Source organism: Pseudomonas sp. WMBT8 (assembly GCF_050916005.1).
Taxonomy (GTDB): Bacteria; Pseudomonadota; Gammaproteobacteria; order Pseudomonadales; family Pseudomonadaceae; genus Aquipseudomonas.
In genome coordinates this window covers 1,541,398-1,556,783 of sequence record NZ_CP188096.1, presented here as the reverse complement: position 1 = coordinate 1,556,783, position 15,386 = coordinate 1,541,398, and the positions used below count along the sequence as shown (strand labels likewise).

At 61.2% G+C, this 15,386-nt stretch carries 10 protein-coding genes; 2 read left to right on the top strand and 8 right to left on the bottom strand.

Features of this window, described 5'->3' with window-relative positions:
- Nucleotides 1–30: 30 nt before the first annotated feature.
- The 7 genes from ACO77H_RS06915 to aceK all read right to left on the bottom strand — a co-directional run bounded on the left by ACO77H_RS06915 (nt 31) and on the right by aceK (nt 11,057).
- Nucleotides 31–1,155, bottom strand: a complete 1,125-nt coding sequence (locus tag ACO77H_RS06915; protein ID WP_432755186.1) for a GNAT family N-acetyltransferase — start codon at nt 1,153–1,155, stop codon at nt 31–33.
- A 165-nt stretch (nt 1,156–1,320) separates the two neighbouring features.
- Nucleotides 1,321–2,655 carry an OprO/OprP family phosphate-selective porin gene (locus ACO77H_RS06910; protein WP_169955595.1) on the bottom strand — a complete coding sequence of 445 codons (1,335 nt, stop codon included), beginning with the start codon at nt 2,653–2,655 and terminating at the stop codon, nt 1,321–1,323.
- A 335-nt stretch (nt 2,656–2,990) separates the two neighbouring features.
- Nucleotides 2,991–3,224: an anti-sigma factor family protein gene (locus ACO77H_RS06905; RefSeq protein WP_172313372.1), complete on the bottom strand. Its 234-nt coding sequence runs from the start codon at nt 3,222–3,224 to the stop codon at nt 2,991–2,993.
- Nucleotides 3,218–3,832: an RNA polymerase sigma factor gene (locus ACO77H_RS06900; RefSeq protein WP_170043263.1), complete on the bottom strand. Its 615-nt coding sequence runs from the start codon at nt 3,830–3,832 to the stop codon at nt 3,218–3,220. Before ACO77H_RS06900 ends, ACO77H_RS06905 begins: the two co-directional genes overlap by 7 nt.
- Nucleotides 3,833–3,875: 43 nt before the next feature.
- A complete protein-coding gene (locus ACO77H_RS06895) occupies nt 3,876–4,997 on the bottom strand; it encodes a beta-ketoacyl-ACP synthase III (RefSeq protein ID WP_170043262.1) in 1,122 nt (373 codons plus the stop codon).
- A gap of 226 nt (nt 4,998–5,223) precedes the next feature.
- Nucleotides 5,224–9,135 carry an ATP-dependent RNA helicase HrpA gene (gene hrpA, locus ACO77H_RS06890; RefSeq protein ID WP_432755185.1) on the bottom strand — a complete coding sequence of 1,304 codons (3,912 nt, stop codon included), beginning with the start codon at nt 9,133–9,135 and terminating at the stop codon, nt 5,224–5,226.
- A gap of 188 nt (nt 9,136–9,323) precedes the next feature.
- A complete protein-coding gene (aceK, locus tag ACO77H_RS06885; protein WP_432755739.1) occupies nt 9,324–11,057 on the bottom strand; it encodes a bifunctional isocitrate dehydrogenase kinase/phosphatase in 1,734 nt (577 codons plus the stop codon).
- 401 nt (nt 11,058–11,458) lie between these two features.
- Here aceK and ACO77H_RS06880 point away from each other — a divergent pair, with 401 nt between their 5' ends.
- Both ACO77H_RS06880 and ACO77H_RS06875 read left to right on the top strand, forming a co-directional pair.
- A complete protein-coding gene (locus tag ACO77H_RS06880) occupies nt 11,459–13,084 on the top strand; it encodes a methyl-accepting chemotaxis protein (RefSeq protein WP_432755184.1) in 1,626 nt (541 codons plus the stop codon).
- Nucleotides 13,085–13,155: 71 nt separating this feature from the next.
- A complete protein-coding gene (locus ACO77H_RS06875; protein ID WP_170058698.1) occupies nt 13,156–14,052 on the top strand; it encodes an EamA family transporter in 897 nt (298 codons plus the stop codon).
- Between the two features lie 31 nt (nt 14,053–14,083).
- Here the strand turns inward: ACO77H_RS06875 and ACO77H_RS06870 are convergent, their stop codons facing one another.
- Entirely contained in the window at nt 14,084–14,944 is an 861-nt protein-coding gene (locus ACO77H_RS06870) for a DMT family transporter (RefSeq protein WP_169955577.1), read from the bottom strand.
- Nucleotides 14,945–15,386: the final 442 nt, after the last annotated feature.

Sequence of the window (15,386 nt, the reverse complement as noted above, 5' to 3'; positions counted from 1 at the left end):
TACAGGGGAACAGGTTGAGTTCCCTGAGCGTTATTCCTGTCGATACGGCAACGCCGACCGCGCCTCCTCGGCATACGCCAGAATCCCCACCCGCTCGCGCTCCAGGAAATCCGCCACGGCGGTTTTCAAGCCTGGATGGCGCAAGTAGTGCCAGGAGTGGGTAATCACCGGCTCAAATCCACGGATCAACTTGTGCTCGCCCTGGGCCCCGGCGTCGAAACGTTGCAGGCCATTGGCAATCGCGTGGTCCATGCCTTGATAGAAGCAGGTCTCGAAATGCAGCCGGTCGAATTCGCCCAGGCAGCCCCAATAGCGGCCATATAGGCTGTCGCCGCCGACCAGGCTGAACGCCATGGCCACCGGGCGCGGCCCTTGCTTGGCCAGCACCACCCGTATTGCCTGCGGCATGCGTTCGGCCAGCAGGCTGAAAAACGCCCGCGTCAGGTACGGTGACTGCCGGCGCACCGCATAGGTGTTGGCGTAGCAGGCGTAGACAAAATCCCACTGGGCCTCGCTCAGCTCATGGCCGTGCAGCCACTCGAACTCGATGCCCTGCCCCGCCACTTGTTCGCGCTCCTTGCGCATCTGCTTGCGCTTGCGCGAGCTCAAGGCGTCGAGGAAGTCCTGGAAGTCGCGATAACCACGGTTCTGCCAGTGGAACTGGCAACCCAGGCGCGCAAGCCAACCGGGTTGCTGGCCCAGCGCGGCATCGGCCATGGCATCGGTGAAGTTGATGTGGGCACTGGAAAGCCCTTCGATCTCCAAGTAGCCAGGCAGGCTCTGGAGCAGCTCCAGGCCATCCGCGCCACTGGCCGTCAACAGGCGCGGCCCGCTGACCGGGCTGAAAGGCACCGCTGTCAGCAGCTTAGGGTAATAGTCGATGCCCGCGCGCGCGCAGGCGTCAGCCCAGCCATGGTCGAATACGTATTCGCCATAGGAGTGCCATTTGCGATAGCTGGGCAGCGCCGCCACCAGCCGCTCGCCCTCGTAATGCAGCAAGTGCTCCGGCTGCCAGCCAGAATGCCGGCCAAGGCTGGCACTGTCTTCCAGCGCACTGAGGAAAGCATGGCGCAGAAACGGCTGATCCTCGGGAACCAATGCGTTCCATTCATCAGGCGATACTTCGGACAGGCTATTCAAACGTTTCAACGGCATGCCATTCCCCGACGGTAAACGCTCGCTCACGATATTCAGGCCATTCTGACAGAACCTGCCACCCGCGCGGTCAGCAAAAAAAAACCCCGCCAGTTGGCGGGGTGAAAAAGAGGATCGCGCTTTAACGGATGAAGAAAGAGCGCGTTGGAGCGGTATTACAGTTGCTTAGAACACGTACTGCACACGACCGACGATGGAGTCACCGCTGTCATCGCCATTGGCGTTGGTGATTTTGTCGGTGCTGACCTTGCTGTAGTTCACGGACAGCTTGACCGCTTCGTTGGCGTACCAGTTCACACCCAGGGTGTTCACGTTGGCCTTGGCGTCGCCGGTTTCGCGGGTAGCGCTGCTGACGACGATGTTCTTGTCGTCAACCTTGATGCTGTCGTAACGGTAGAACACTTCCCAGGCGCCGTACTGCTTGTTCTCAGGCTTGATGGCGTCGAACTTGCCGCCGTCGAGCTTGTAGGCACGGGATTCGCCGGTCAGGGTGTAGGCCAGTTGGCCGTAGAAACCGCTGGTTTTCACGTCCTGGTAGGCATTGCTGTCAGCCTTCATCTTGCGGCTCAGGGCTTCGGCCTGTACCGAGAATGGGCCAGTGGCGAAGGCAAACTCACCACCGAACACGGTGTCGGTGTCATAGGCGCCGACTGCGGTCAGGTTGCTGGCGTTCAGGCCCACACCGCCGCCGAAAGTAGCGCGGTTGCCGTTGGAGCCAGCATCGTTGCCACCGGTCGTCGCCACGCCACGGGCGCCAAGACGCGGACGGATCCGCGAGTCGAAGGCCGCGTCGTTGAGGTCACGTGCCGCCACGTTCAAGCCGAAGTGCAGGACGTCGCCGCCTTTGTTCATCGGCGCCAACACGATACGGCCGTTGAATTGCTTCACGCCCTTGCCGTCTTCGTCGTTGATGTCTTTGGAAGCCAGGCTGGCGGAGCCGTAGAACATCTCAGCCGCAGTGCCGCTGACCTGGATGCCCATGCCGTTTTCGTGGGTGTTGACCCAGTCTGCAACCTCGTAGGCCGAGTTACGCTCCATGGCGGTGATCCACTTGGAGCTGGTAGCTTTTTCCAGGCCGAAATCCGGGTCAAAACGACCAACGCGGATAGTCACCGGCTTGAAGCCCACATAGGACATGGACGCTTCGTCGAAGTAACCGTCGTCGGAGTTACCCGAGTTGTGGGAGAAGTCGTAGTTGAGCTGGTATTTGAAATCCTTGTAAACGGTGCCACCCAGCTCCAGGAAGGCGCGACGGAAGTAAGCGGCGTCGCCCGAATCACCGTTCTTGGTGTAGAAGCCGTCAAATGTGCCGTAATCGGCTTGCAAGCGACCACCCAGCTTGAAGCTGAAGTTCTGGTCGGTAGTAGCAACCTCAAGGCCGCCCTTGGTTTTGACAACGATATCGGCGCCGTCAGTAGTGACAGTACCAGCGAAAGCCTGGGCGGTAACGGCCAGGGCCAGGGCGCTGGCCGCGAAACCGGCGAAGTGCTTACGGATCATCGAAGAATTCCCCTAATTGGTGGTCTTTTGCGTTGGAAAACACACGGGTTCTGCCCCGCTGGTGTTGGGAGGGGATCTTGGCGAGGGGATATTTCAGCCAAGTTGCTGCAAGATAAATATTTTATTACAGGGGAACTTTCTTACAACCACTTGGAATAAGCGCAACGCTACGGCCGGCGTGGGTTTGAGCTAAAAAAGTACGAGAAATGCCAAGTGAAAAAAAGGTGAAAAAAAATGACAAACCTGCAAGGTTTTTCAGCGCATAGCTTTTCGCCGACACAAAAAAGCCCGCGACGGGGACGTCGCAGGCCTTGGCAACCGCAGACAGCGTTGGGTCAGGAGTTGCGCTTGAGCTCCGAGGCCAGGCGCTCGGCCAACCCTTGCGCATCGGCCACTTCGGGTTCGGGCAGGATGCGCAACGTGGCTTGCATCAGGCGCATCTGGCGAATGAAGCGCCGGCAATTGGCGCAGAACATCAGGTGATGGCGCATACGCAGGCGATCACCAAAGGTCAGTTGCCCATCGAGAAAATCGCTGGAACGCGCCACTTGTTCTTTGCAGGTCAACATTCGCCGGTCTCCTCGAAATGCTCCACCGTAGCGAAGACTTTAAGCCGCGCCCGGTGCAGCAGCACTCGCACATTGGAGAGCGAGATCTCCAGAAGATTACAAATCTCTTCCAGTTCCAGCCCCTGGCGCTCGCGCAGCAGCAGCACACTGCTTTGCAGCTCGGACAGACTTAGCAACGTGTGCTCCAGACATTCACGCAGCTCGTTTTCGGTGAGCAACGCCTCGGGGGTGTCCTGGTGCCAGGCAAATGGCGCGACCAGCCAATGCTCATCGCCGGCGGCAAAACGCTCATCGCCGATGGTGCCGTGGGGCGATGGCAGGTCGTCCAGCAGCACTTCCCGTCGATTCTGCTTGTAGCGCCCCTTGGCCGAGTTGGCGGTGATGGTCAGCAGCCAGGTCTTGAGGCTGGAACGCCCTTCAAACCGAGCGAGGCTGCGCACCACCGAGAGCCATGCGTCCTGGACCACTTCGTCGGCATGGCGCTGGCCTACGATGGCGTAGGCCACCGCACGCATCGCGCTCTGGTAGGTGGTGACCAATTCCTTGTAGGCCCGCTGCTCGCCCTTGAGCAGGCGTTCAAGCAGGTGCGCGTCGTCGGCTGCTGCCATTCAAAACCTCATTGTGCAGGACGTGGCCGCAATCGCCTGGTTCCTAGCGCTTGCGCAGGATCACGCTGCCAATCGAATACCCGGCGCCAAACGAGCTGAGTACCGCCAGTGCGCCCTTGGGCAGGTCGTCCTGATAGGTGTGGAACGCGATCACCGAACCCGCCGAACTGGTGTTGGCGTAGGTATCGAGGATCACCGGTGCTTCTTCGATCTCGGCTTCACGGCCCAGCAGCTTCTTGACGATCAGATGGTTCATGCTCAGGTTGGCCTGGTGCAACCAGAAACGCTTCACATCGGTGACGCTCAACTGATTTTCCGAAAGGTGCTGGCCGATCAACTCGGCAACCATTGGGCAGACATCACGGAAGACTTTGCGGCCTTCCTGCACGAAAAGTTTATCTGGCGCACCAACGCCCTCTTCCGCCGCGCGGTTGAGAAAGCCAAAGTTGTTGCGGATGTTATTGGAGAACTTGGTCAGCAACTTGGTGCTGACAACGTCGAACTGGTGTTCGGAAGTGGCCAGGTCGGCACGCTCCAGAATCACCGCGGTCGCCGCATCGCCGAAGATGAAGTGGCTGTCACGGTCGCGGAAGTTCAGGTGGCCGGTGCAGATCTCCGGGTTGACCATCAGGATCGCCCGGGCCTGGCCCAGCTGAATGCTGTTGCAAGCGTTCTGGATACCGAAAGTCGCCGAAGAACACGCCACGTTCATGTCAAAACCAAAACCCTGGATGCCCAGGGCTTCCTGGACTTCGATGGCAATGGCCGGATAGGCGCGTTGCAGGTTGGAGCAGGCGACGATCACCCCATCGATATCGGCGGCAGTCTTGCCAGCGCGCTGCAGGGCTTGCTCGGCGGCGCCCACGGCCATCTGGCAGAGAATCGACCACTCGTCGTTGGAGCGCTCGGGCAAACGCGGGGTCATGCGCTGGGGGTCAAGAATGCCTTCCTTGTCCATGACAAAGCGGCTCTTGATACCTGAGGCCTTTTCGATAAAGGCGGCGCTGGATTCGGTCAACGCCTGAACGTCGCCCTGCTCGATGGCCACGGCGTTGTCGGCATTGAACTGTTGAACGTAAGCATTGAAAGACTGCACCAGCTCTTCGTTGGAGATGCTGTTGGCCGGGGTGTACAGGCCTGTGCCGCTGATGACGACGTTATGCACGGTCGTTCCTCTAAATCTGTTCAGGCAGAAGGGATTGGTACCTTCGTACCAAACCGTAAATCGCTTTAGTCCGCCGCGCGGACATCAAACGGGGAAACGCTTTGTCCCGGCGCGTCGAGGCTGATACAGCCAATCTAGACGATCCTGGCATTTATAGCGGCGAAGTTTGCCATAAACCGGGGGGTTTGGCGCCTGTCGCGCGCGCACCCGCCCCCGGTACGCCAGGTCAAGGCTCGACCTGGCTCCACTGTTTGCTCAAGCGCTTGTCGGAAATCGGCGCCTTGGTGCCCAACTGCTGGGCAAACAACGACACCCGGTATTCCTCCAGCCACCAGCGGTAAAGCTCCAGTTGCGGGTCGCGCTTCCCTTCCTGGGTGTGCTTGTTCAGGCGCGTCTGGTACTGGCTCCACAGGCCGCTCAACTCACCGCTCCAGACCCGGTCCTTCTGCACCTGGCTGGGCAGTTTTTCCAGGCGTAGCTCGATGGCCTTGAGATAGCGCGGCAGTTCCTTGAACCACTGCGCCGGGGTTTCGCGCACAAACCCTGGATACACCAGGTTGCTCAGTTGCTGCTTGATATCGTTGAGTGCCACGACCTGGGCCAGGTCGATCTTGCCTTTGAAGCGCTTTTGCAGGCCATGCCACAGTTTCAGCACTTCCAGGGTCAGGCGCGCCAGGCGTTCGGCATGTTCGGTCCAACTGCCGCGCTTGCGCTCGGCCAGGGCGGCCAGGCCCGCGCCATCCCTGGGCAGGCTGGCCTCGCCTTCCAGCACGCAGCTGTCGAGGCTGGCCAGCAGAATGTCCTCCACCAGGGCCTCGATACGTCCCAACTCGCGGTACATCAGCCCCAGCTCTGTCAGGCCCGGCAATTTGCCGCGCAGGAATTTTGCCGGTTCGGCCAATTGCTGCATCAACAGGCGCTGCAAGGCGCGGCGATGCTGGAACTCGGCTTCGGCAGCCGTAGAGAAACGTCCTTCCTTGACCGTGCCGTTTTCTTCTACCAGCGCCGGATACACCGTCATCGACAGGCCAGCAATCTTCTGCTGGGTAGTCTCGGCAACCGCAGCGAAGACCTTGGCCTCCACCGGCTGCTGGCTTTTGGCAGTCTGCGGCACTGCCAGGGCAGCCTGGCTGGCTTCGACAAACCGCGCAGTCAACGCTGCCAGGTCGCGGCCTTCGCCGAGGAACTTCCCCTGGGCGTCGACCACTTCCAGGTTCATCTTCAGGTGGTTTTCCACCTGCTGCGCCGCTTCGCTCCAGGCTTCATCGCTGACCCGTACACCGGTCATGCGCAACAGTTCGCGCCCCAGCGCCTGGGGCAGCGAGCCCTGGGCAAATTCGATACGTTGCAGCGCGGCCTTGACGAAGTCCGGCACCGGCACGAAGTTCTTGCGCAGGGCCTTGGGCAGGTTGCGCACCAGGGCAATGCACTTGGCTTCGATCAGCCCGGGCACCAGCCATTCCAGACGCTCGGCGGGCAAGGCCGGCAACAGCGGCGCCGGCACGCGCAAGGTCACGCCGTCGCGCGGGTGGTTGGGTTCAAAGTGGTAACTCAAGGCCAGGGCCAGGTCGCCCAGGTGCAAGGTGTCGGGGTAATGGGCGGCGGTGACCTCGCTGGCCTCGCGGGCCAGCACGTCTTCTTCGCGCATGATCAGCAGTTGCGGGTCTTTCTGGCTGGTGATCTTGTACCAACTGTCGAAGGTCGCCGTCTGATGAATCTCCGCCGGCAGGCGCGCGTCGTAGAAGGCGTACAGGGTTTCCTCGTCGGCCAGGATATCGCGGCGCCGGGCCTTGGCTTCCAGCTCGTCCAATTGCTCCAGCAACTGCTGGTTTGCGGCCAGGCACTTGGCCCGGGATTGGATCTCGCCACGCACCAGGCCTTCGCGGATAAACAGCTCGCGGGACACCACAGGGTCCACCGGCCCGTAATGCACGGGCCTGCGCCCCACCACAATCAAACCGAACAACGTGATCTGCTCAAAGGCCACGACCTGGCCGCGCTTCTTCTCCCAATGGGGTTCGAAGTGGTTTTTCTTGATCAGGTGCCCGGCCAACGGTTCGATCCAATCGGCATCGATCTTGGCCACCATGCGCGCATACAGCTTGGTGGTTTCCACCAGTTCGGCGGTCATCAACCATTGCGGACGTTTCTTGCCGATCCCCGAGGAGGGATGAATCCAGAAGCGCCGCTGACGGGCCCCCAGGTAATCGCCGTCTTCGGTTTTCTGGCCGATCTGGCTCAGCAGGCCGGACAGCACCGCCTTGTGCAGTTTCGGGAAGTCCGCCGGTTCCTTGTTGACCGTCAGCTGCATATCGCGGCAGATCAGGCTCAACTGGCGATGGGAATCGCGCCACTCGCGCAGGCGCAGGTAGTTGAGGAAGTTCTTGCGACACCAGTTGCGCAGCGGGCTGGCGGTCAGTTCCTGGCGCTGCTCTTCAAAGCCGCGCCACAAATTGACCAGCCCGGCGAAGTCCGAATCGGGATCCTTCCATTGCGCGTGGGCCTGGTCGGCCGCTTGCTGGCGCTCCGGCGGGCGCTCGCGCGGGTCCTGGATCGACATGGCGCTGGCGACGATCAGCACTTCCTGCAAACTGCCAAGCTTGGCCGCTTCCAGCAACATGCGACCCATGCGCGGGTCCACCGGCAGGCGCGCCAGTTGCCGGCCCAGGGGTGTCAGTTGGCTATTGCGGTCTACTGCCGAGAGTTCCTGCAGCAGGTTGAAACCATCGCTGATGGCCTTGCCATCCGGCGGCTCGATAAACGGGAAGTCGGTGATTTCGCCCAGGCGCAGGTGCAGCATCTGCAGGATCACGGCCGCAAGGTTGGTACGCAGGATCTCCGGGTCGGTAAATTCCGGGCGCCCGATAAAATCTTCTTCGCTGAACAGGCGCACGCAAATGCCCGGCTCGACCCGGCCGCAACGGCCTTTACGCTGGTTGGCGCTGGCCTGGGAAATCGCCTCGATCGGCAGGCGCTGGACCTTGGCGCGGTAGCTGTAGCGGCTGATGCGTGCGGTGCCGCTGTCGATCACGTAGCGGATGCCCGGCACGGTCAGCGAGGTTTCCGCAACGTTGGTCGCCAGCACCACGCGCCGCCCCGGATGGGACTGGAAAATGCGCTGCTGTTCGGCCGGTGACAGGCGCGCGTACAACGGCAGGATTTCGGTGTGCTTGAGCTGGGCCTTGCGCAGCATATCGGCGGCATCGCGGATCTCGCGCTCACCGGGCAGGAACACCAGCACATCACCAGGGCTCTTGCGCTCGCTGCGCTCAAAGGCGGCGATTTCATCGAGGGTGGCGAGGATCGCCTGGTCCACGGTCAAGTCGTCTTCGACGCGGTTGCCCTCTTCGTCCTGCTCCAGGGTCAGCGGGCGGTACCAGGTTTCCACCGGGAACGTACGCCCCGAGACCTCGACAATCGGCGCATCGTCGAAGTGCTTGGAAAAGCGCTCCAGGTCGATGGTGGCCGAGGTGATGATGACTTTGAGGTCGGGACGGCGCGGCAGCAGGGTCTTCAGGTAGCCGAGCAGGAAATCGATGTTCAGGCTGCGCTCGTGGGCTTCGTCGACGATGATCGTGTCGTAGCGTTCGAGGTAGCGATCGTTCTGGGTCTCGGCGAGCAGGATGCCGTCGGTCATCAACTTGATCAGGGTGTTGGAATCGCTCTGGTCCTCGAACCGCACCTGATAACCCACCAGCGCCCCCAGCGGCGTGGCCAACTCGTCCGCGACCCGGCTCGCCACACTGCGCGCGGCGATACGCCGGGGCTGGGTATGACCGATCAAGCCGTACTGGCCGCGACCGATTTCCAGGCAGATCTTCGGCAACTGCGTGGTTTTACCCGAGCCGGTCTCGCCCGCGATGATCAGCACCTGATGCTTTTGCAGCGCGGCCTTGATCTCGTCGCGCTTGGCGGCGATGGGCAGGCTGTCGTCATAGCGAACCTGCGGCACGCTGGCCGCGCGCGCCGTGACCTGGGCACACGATGCCTGCATGCGCGCCACCCACTGCGCCAGCTTCTCCTCATCGGGTTTCTTGCGCAGCTCAAGCAACTGCCGACGCAAGCGGTGGCGGTCGGCGAGCATGGCGTGATCGAGGTTTTTCAGGAGTTGGTCGATAGCGGGCGCTTGGTCAGTCATCAGGTACTTTGAAGGTCGTCTATTTATGCACGGCCGGCAATTGTGGCAGAAAAGCGCACACAACGTTAAAGGCCGCGTAAATCACCTGAAGGGGCTGGCCCGGTCGGCATCGCTGTTGGCTGGCCCACCGCTATCGCAGCCTCGCCGGGGCTCGACAGCTCCCACAGGGTCTGGCGGTATTGATGCCCTTATTCGTTATCCAGGCCCTTGCGCCGATACGGGAACACATCAATCACCTTCCCCGCCCGAATCGCCTCTTGCAGGCCTTTCCAGTAGTCGGCGTTGTACAACTCGCCGTGCAGTTCATCGAACAGGCGCCGCTGCCCGGCGTCGGCAAACAGGAACGGCGGGAATTCCTCGGGGAACACGTCCAGCGGGCCGATGGAATACCAGGGCTCGGAGGCCATTTCGTCTTCCGGGGTGCGCGGTGCCGGGATGTGGCGAAAGTTGGCTTCGGTAAGAAAGCAGATCTCGTCATAGTCGTAGAACACCACGCGACCATGACGGGTGACGCCAAAGTTTTTCAGCAGCATGTCGCCGGGAAAGATATTCGCCGCCGCCAGTTGCTTGATGGCCAGGCCGTAGTCTTCGAGGGCTTCGCGTACCTGGGCCTCGTTGGCGTTTTCCAGGTAGAGGTTGAGCGGGGTCATGCGGCGTTCGGTCCAGCAGTGGCGAATCAGTACCGTGTCGCCTTCGACTTCGACCGTGCCCGCGGCCACTTCCAGCAGTTCGGCCAGGCATTGCGGCTCGAATTTGCTCAAGGGGAAACGGAAATCGGCGAACTCCTGGGTATCGGCCATGCGCCCGACCCGGTCGACACTCTTCACCAGGCGGTACTTCTCGATCACCGTGGCACGGTTGACGTTTTTCGACGGCGAAAAACGGTCCTTGATGATTTTGAACACCGTGTTGAAGCCCGGCAGGGTAAACACGCTCATGACCATCCCACGCACGCCCGGGGCCATGATGAACTGATCGTCAGTGCTGGCCAGGTGGTTGATCAGCGCCCGGTAGAACTCCGACTTGCCGTGTTTGTAGAAGCCGATGGAGGTGTACAGCTCGGCGATGTGCTTGCCCGGCAGGATGCGCTTGAGAAAGCCGATGAACTCTGCCGGCACCGGCACATCCACCATGAAATAGGAGCGGGTGAACGAGAAGATGATCGACACATCGGCTTCATCGGTGATCAGCGCGTCGATGCGGATGCCCTGCCCTTCGCGGTGCAGCAGCGGGATGACCAGCGGCCATTGTTCATCGCGGGTGTAGAGGCGGCCCACCAGGTACGCGCCCTTGTTGCGGTAAAGCACCGAGGAAAACAGCTCGACGTTGAGGTCCGGGTCCTTGCATACCCAGTCCGGCAGGTTCTCGCGCAGTTGTGCTTCGAGACGCTGCAGGTCGCCGGCCAGGTCGGCGTAGGGTTCGCTGAAGCGGTAGTCGCTGAAAATTTGCTCGAGCATCCCGGCCAACTGGCCCTGGGGCTTGTAGGTGCGGGTTTGCGCGGCACGGGCGCGGCGCAGGCTCGGGCGGGTGGTGTGGATGAACATGCAGCCGTCGCTGATCAGGTCGTGGCTGAACAGCCCGCAAAAGATCGAGTTGTACCAGGTCTCGGACAGTTCATCGTCAAACCGCAGGTCGATCAGGCTGATATAGGCGCTCTTGACCAGGGGCCAGGACTGGATATCCAGCAGCGCCCCCACATCGAAAGTGGCCCGCAGGCGCGTGGTGACTTCGCCGACCTTCTCTTCATAGAGGTTGATCCGCGCCGCCGAGGCGGCTTGCGCCTCTTGCCACTGGGCCTTTTCAAAACGCTCGCGGGCGCCGTCGGTGATCTGGCGAAAGTGCTCGCGGTAATCGTCGAAGCCATCGAGGATCATCTTGGCGATGGACTGCGCGGTGTCGATGGCAGGCGTTTGCTGCGGCATGTCGTAGACCTCTGCGGGCATTCGGAAGACCTGAGATTAGCCAGAGTCCTCATGCAGGAGAAGTACATTTTTTACCGGGCGCTGGCTCTTCACGGGGGCGACTCAAACAATTGTTTACGATTTTTTAATTCGACCACAGGGTCAATAAAACACCCATAAAGTCACCTCGCGCTGATTAATCGATTCATCTGAAGGCCACAAAACACGGGCGCTGGCACCGCGAACAGGAAGCCCCCCAGGCCGGGCGGGGTTTGGCGACCTTATACGGACTTGGATCCAACGTAAGGGAAACCCCGATTACCTCAATGATGGCACTTTGCTATATAGCCCAGCGTTTTCCCTGATAACAAGGTCCTAAGACCGGCTCGGGAATCGATTTAAATCGCCCAAGGAGCATTGATATGTCATTGAGGAACATGGGAATCGGCCTGCGTGCCAGTCTGAGTTTTGCGGTATTGGCCGGCCTGCTGGTGCTGGTCGGGTTGTTTGGCCTGGGGCAGATGGCCAAGCTGCGCGAAAGCGCCGCCATCATTGAAACGGCCTGGATGCCGAGTATCGAGAACATCCACAACAGCGCCGCCAACGTCGCGACTATCCGCCTGGAGGCGTTGCGCTTGCTGACCACCGATGAATCGGCAGTGCGCGAGCGCAGCAAAGAGGTGATCACCAAGGAGCGCGGCTATTTGCAGGAACGCCTGGACAATCACCAGGCCCTGCTGAGCAATGACCAGGAGCGCCAGCTACTGGAGCAGCTCAAGGCCACCGCGTCGGCCTATATGACCATCGTCGACCAATTGATCCACCTGGTGGACCAGGATAACCAGATGCAGGCCCTGACCCTGCTCACCGATACGTTGACGCCCCAAGGCGTGATCCTCAACCGGAGCCTGGGCGCCTTGATCGACTTCAACCAGCAAGGCGCCCAGGATGCGGCGCAATCGGCGGCGCAGATGTACCAGAGCGCACAGTGGATCGTCGGCCTCATCATCGCGGTCGCCCTGATCGCGACGTTGCTGCTGGCCTGGCTGTTGACCCGCAGTATCACCACGCCCCTGGCGCAGGCATTACACGCGGCACGCACGATTGCCGCCGGCGATCTGAGCCAGCCGATCCACGTGCATGGCAAGGACGAACCGGCACAGTTGCTGGGCGCCCTGGCCACCATGCAGGAACAGTTGCAGGCGACTATTCGCGGCATCAGCGAGTCCGCCCAGCAACTGGCCTCGGCAGCCGAAGAGATGAGTTCGGTGATGGAGCAAAGCACTCGCGGCCTGCAAGCGCAGAACGATGAAATCGAACAGGCCGCCACCGCCGTCACACAGATGAGCGCAGCGGTGGATGAAGTGGCGGGGAATGCGGTCTCCAGTGCCGAGGCATCCCAGGCGTCCGATGAGGACAGCAAGCACGGCCATTTCCAGATCAGCGAAACCATCAGCTCGATCCAGAGCCTGGTCAACGAGGTGCTCGACGCCTCGGGCAAGGCCGAGGGCCTGGCGCTACAGGCGCAAGACATCAGCAAGGTGCTGGAAGTGATACGCGGGATTGCCGGGCAGACCAACCTGCTGGCGCTCAATGCGGCCATTGAAGCCGCCCGCGCCGGCGAGGCCGGGCGGGGGTTTGCGGTGGTGGCCGACGAGGTACGCTCGCTGGCGCAGCGGACCCAGGATTCCACCGAGGAAATCGAGCAGATGATCACCGGTATCCAGCAAGGCACCCAGGCCACGGTCGGCGCCCTCACCAGCAGCGCCGAGCACGCCAGCCAGACCCTGCAACGGGCCAACAGCGCCGGCAATGCCCTGGAAAAAATCACCGCCGCCATCTCGCAGATCAGCCAACGCAACCTGGTGATCGCCAGTGCCGCCGAGCAACAGGCATCGGTGGCCCGGGAGGTGGATCGCAGCCTGGTGAATATCCGCGACCTGTCGACGCAAACCGCCGCCGGTGCGACCCAGACCTCGGCCGCCAGCCAGGAGCTGTCGCGCCTGGCGGTGGACCTCAACGGCCTGGTGACGCGCTTTATTGTGTAGTTGATACGTAAAAGATTGTGTCAGGCAGGCCCCTGGGCAACACTCTCGCCCTTGTTGAAAAGGAGCTGTCCGTGAGACCTGTCGACACCCTCTACCTGCTGCTACTGGCCGCCATCTGGGGCGCGAGCTTTCTGTTCATGCGGATTATCGCGCCGCAGATCGGCACCTTGCCTACGGCGTTTTTCCGCGTTTCGATTGCCGCCGCCGGCCTGCTGGTGATCCTGGCGATGCTACGGGTGCGCTGGGATTTCCAGGGCAAGTTCAAGATCGTGTTGTTGCTGGGGGTGATCAACTCGGGGATTCCCGCGACCATGTATTCGGTGGCGGCCCAGGTCTTGCCAGCGGGTTACTCGGCGATTTTCAACGCCACCACGCCGTTGATGGGGGTGTTGATTGGCGGGCTGTTTTTCCATGAGCGGCTGACACCCTCGAAAATTGCCGGGGTGTGCCTGGGCCTGTTCGGCGTGGGCATCCTCACGCGCGCCGGGCCGGTGGCGTTTGACCTGGAGTTGCTGATGGGCGCCCTCGCCTGCCTGCTGGCAACCACCTGCTACGGCTTCGCCGGTTTCCTGGCACGCCGTTGGCTGGATCAACAGGGTGGCCTGGACAGCCGCCTTTCGGCACTGGGCAGCATGCTCGGCGCCACATTGTTTCTATTGCCGTGGTTTGGCTGGAGCGCCATCAACCACCCGCCCGCCAGTTGGGGCGGCTGGAATGTGTGGCTGTCCCTACTGGGCCTGGGGCTGCTATGCACGGCATTCGCCTACATCCTGTACTTCCGTTTGCTGACCTCCATCGGGCCGGTGAAGTCGATGACCGTCACCTTCATGATTCCGCCATTCGGCGTGTTGTGGGGCGCATTGCTGCTGGACGAGCCGTTGTCCATGGCCCATCTGTATGGCGGGTTGTTGATCGCGGGGGCGCTGTGGCTGGTGCTACGGCGAGGGAAATTGATCAAAGCTGTGTAGGAGCCGGCTTTTCGGCTCCTACACAGGGATATCAAGCTTTACGGAAGACGAATACCAACCCGATGATGATCAACCCCATCCCCAGCACGCTCAGCACTGCCAGCCGATTACCGAAGATCAAGTAGTCCATCACCGCAGTGACTGCCGGCACCAGGTAGAACAGGCTGGTGACATTCACCAGGTTGCCCCGGGCAATCAGGCGGTACAGCAGCAGCGTCGCCAACAGTGACACCACTAGCCCCATCCACAGCACCGGCAGGTAAAAGCCACTGTTGTGCTCGAAAGCAAAGGGCTGGAACGGCACAAACACCGCGCACAACAACAAACCCGCCAGGTACTGCACCGGCAAGGTACCCAATGGGTTATCGGTGATGCGCTTTTGCATGATCGAGCCCAGGGTCATGCTCGCCAGCGCCAGCAAACCAAACAGCATGCCGGCCAGGGACATGCCAGCCAGACCGATGCCCTGGTACACCACCATGATCAGGCCCGCCAACCCCAACGCCAGGCCGAACACCCGGCGCCATGAACGCTGGCGCTCCATCAGCACCACGGTGAGGATCGGTTGCACGCCCATGATGGTCGCCATCACGCCGGGGGTGACCTTCAGGTCCAGGGCCAGCAGATAAAAAATCTGATAGGCCCCCAGCAACACCAGCCCGGTGGCCGCCGCATACCACAGCGGTTTGCCCGGGCGCGGCAACCTCAGTTTGAGAATCGGCACCAGCAGCACCAAGCCCGCCAGGGCAATGGCAAAGCGGATCAACAGGAAGGCAAAGGGGGACGCATGGGCCAGGCCCAGCTTGGAGAAAATCGCCCCGCTGCTCCACAGCAGCACAAACAGGCTCGTCGAGGCCGCCGCGGCCACGGATTGTTTCGAAAGAACAGACATGATGAACACCTGTAGTCAGGCAAAAAGCCAACTCAGCCAAGGCTGAAATTCAGTAGGTTCGGTACAGGCAGGCAACGGGGAGCAGCGGTCTGCTGATCAGCCCGAAACGCCAACGCCCGGCGGTGATACGAGTGCGTACACCGGGGTGCTACTGACAGGTGGGGGGTAATGACTGATCTGCACAGGCTGCTGATTCCCGCACGGCACGACCGCAGCGTTGACCGCTGAATCGACTACCGCTATGCGTGGGGAAGCAGGCATGGGCTGATCTTTTTTGAAGGGATGAAAGGTGCTGCGAAACACCTGGCGCCGACTATAACCAGCCGCTGACACGCTTTGCAATGGCTTTGCCAAAAGGCCAGTAAGGACATGTTGAAAAACCACCTCTAGCCTTGGGAAAACCCAACGCCCTCCGCTTCAGGAGGCTCTCGACTCATGACCG

What these genes read in the sequence shown, in the direction of transcription:
- ACO77H_RS06915 (WP_432755186.1), bottom strand. Translation starts at nt 1,155, where the DNA reads ATGCCGTTGAAACGTTTGAATAGCCTGTCCGAAGTATCGCCTGATGAA.
- ACO77H_RS06910 (WP_169955595.1), bottom strand. Translation starts at nt 2,655, where the DNA reads ATGATCCGTAAGCACTTCGCCGGTTTCGCGGCCAGCGCCCTGGCCCTG.
- ACO77H_RS06905 (WP_172313372.1), bottom strand. Translation starts at nt 3,224, where the DNA reads ATGTTGACCTGCAAAGAACAAGTGGCGCGTTCCAGCGATTTTCTCGAT.
- ACO77H_RS06900 (WP_170043263.1), bottom strand. Translation starts at nt 3,832, where the DNA reads ATGGCAGCAGCCGACGACGCGCACCTGCTTGAACGCCTGCTCAAGGGC.
- hrpA (WP_432755185.1), bottom strand. Translation starts at nt 9,135, where the DNA reads ATGACTGACCAAGCGCCCGCTATCGACCAACTCCTGAAAAACCTCGAT.
- aceK (WP_432755739.1), bottom strand. Translation starts at nt 11,057, where the DNA reads ATGCCGCAGCAAACGCCTGCCATCGACACCGCGCAGTCCATCGCCAAG.
- ACO77H_RS06880 (WP_432755184.1), top strand. Translation starts at nt 11,459, where the DNA reads ATGTCATTGAGGAACATGGGAATCGGCCTGCGTGCCAGTCTGAGTTTT.
- ACO77H_RS06870 (WP_169955577.1), bottom strand. Translation starts at nt 14,944, where the DNA reads ATGTCTGTTCTTTCGAAACAATCCGTGGCCGCGGCGGCCTCGACGAGC.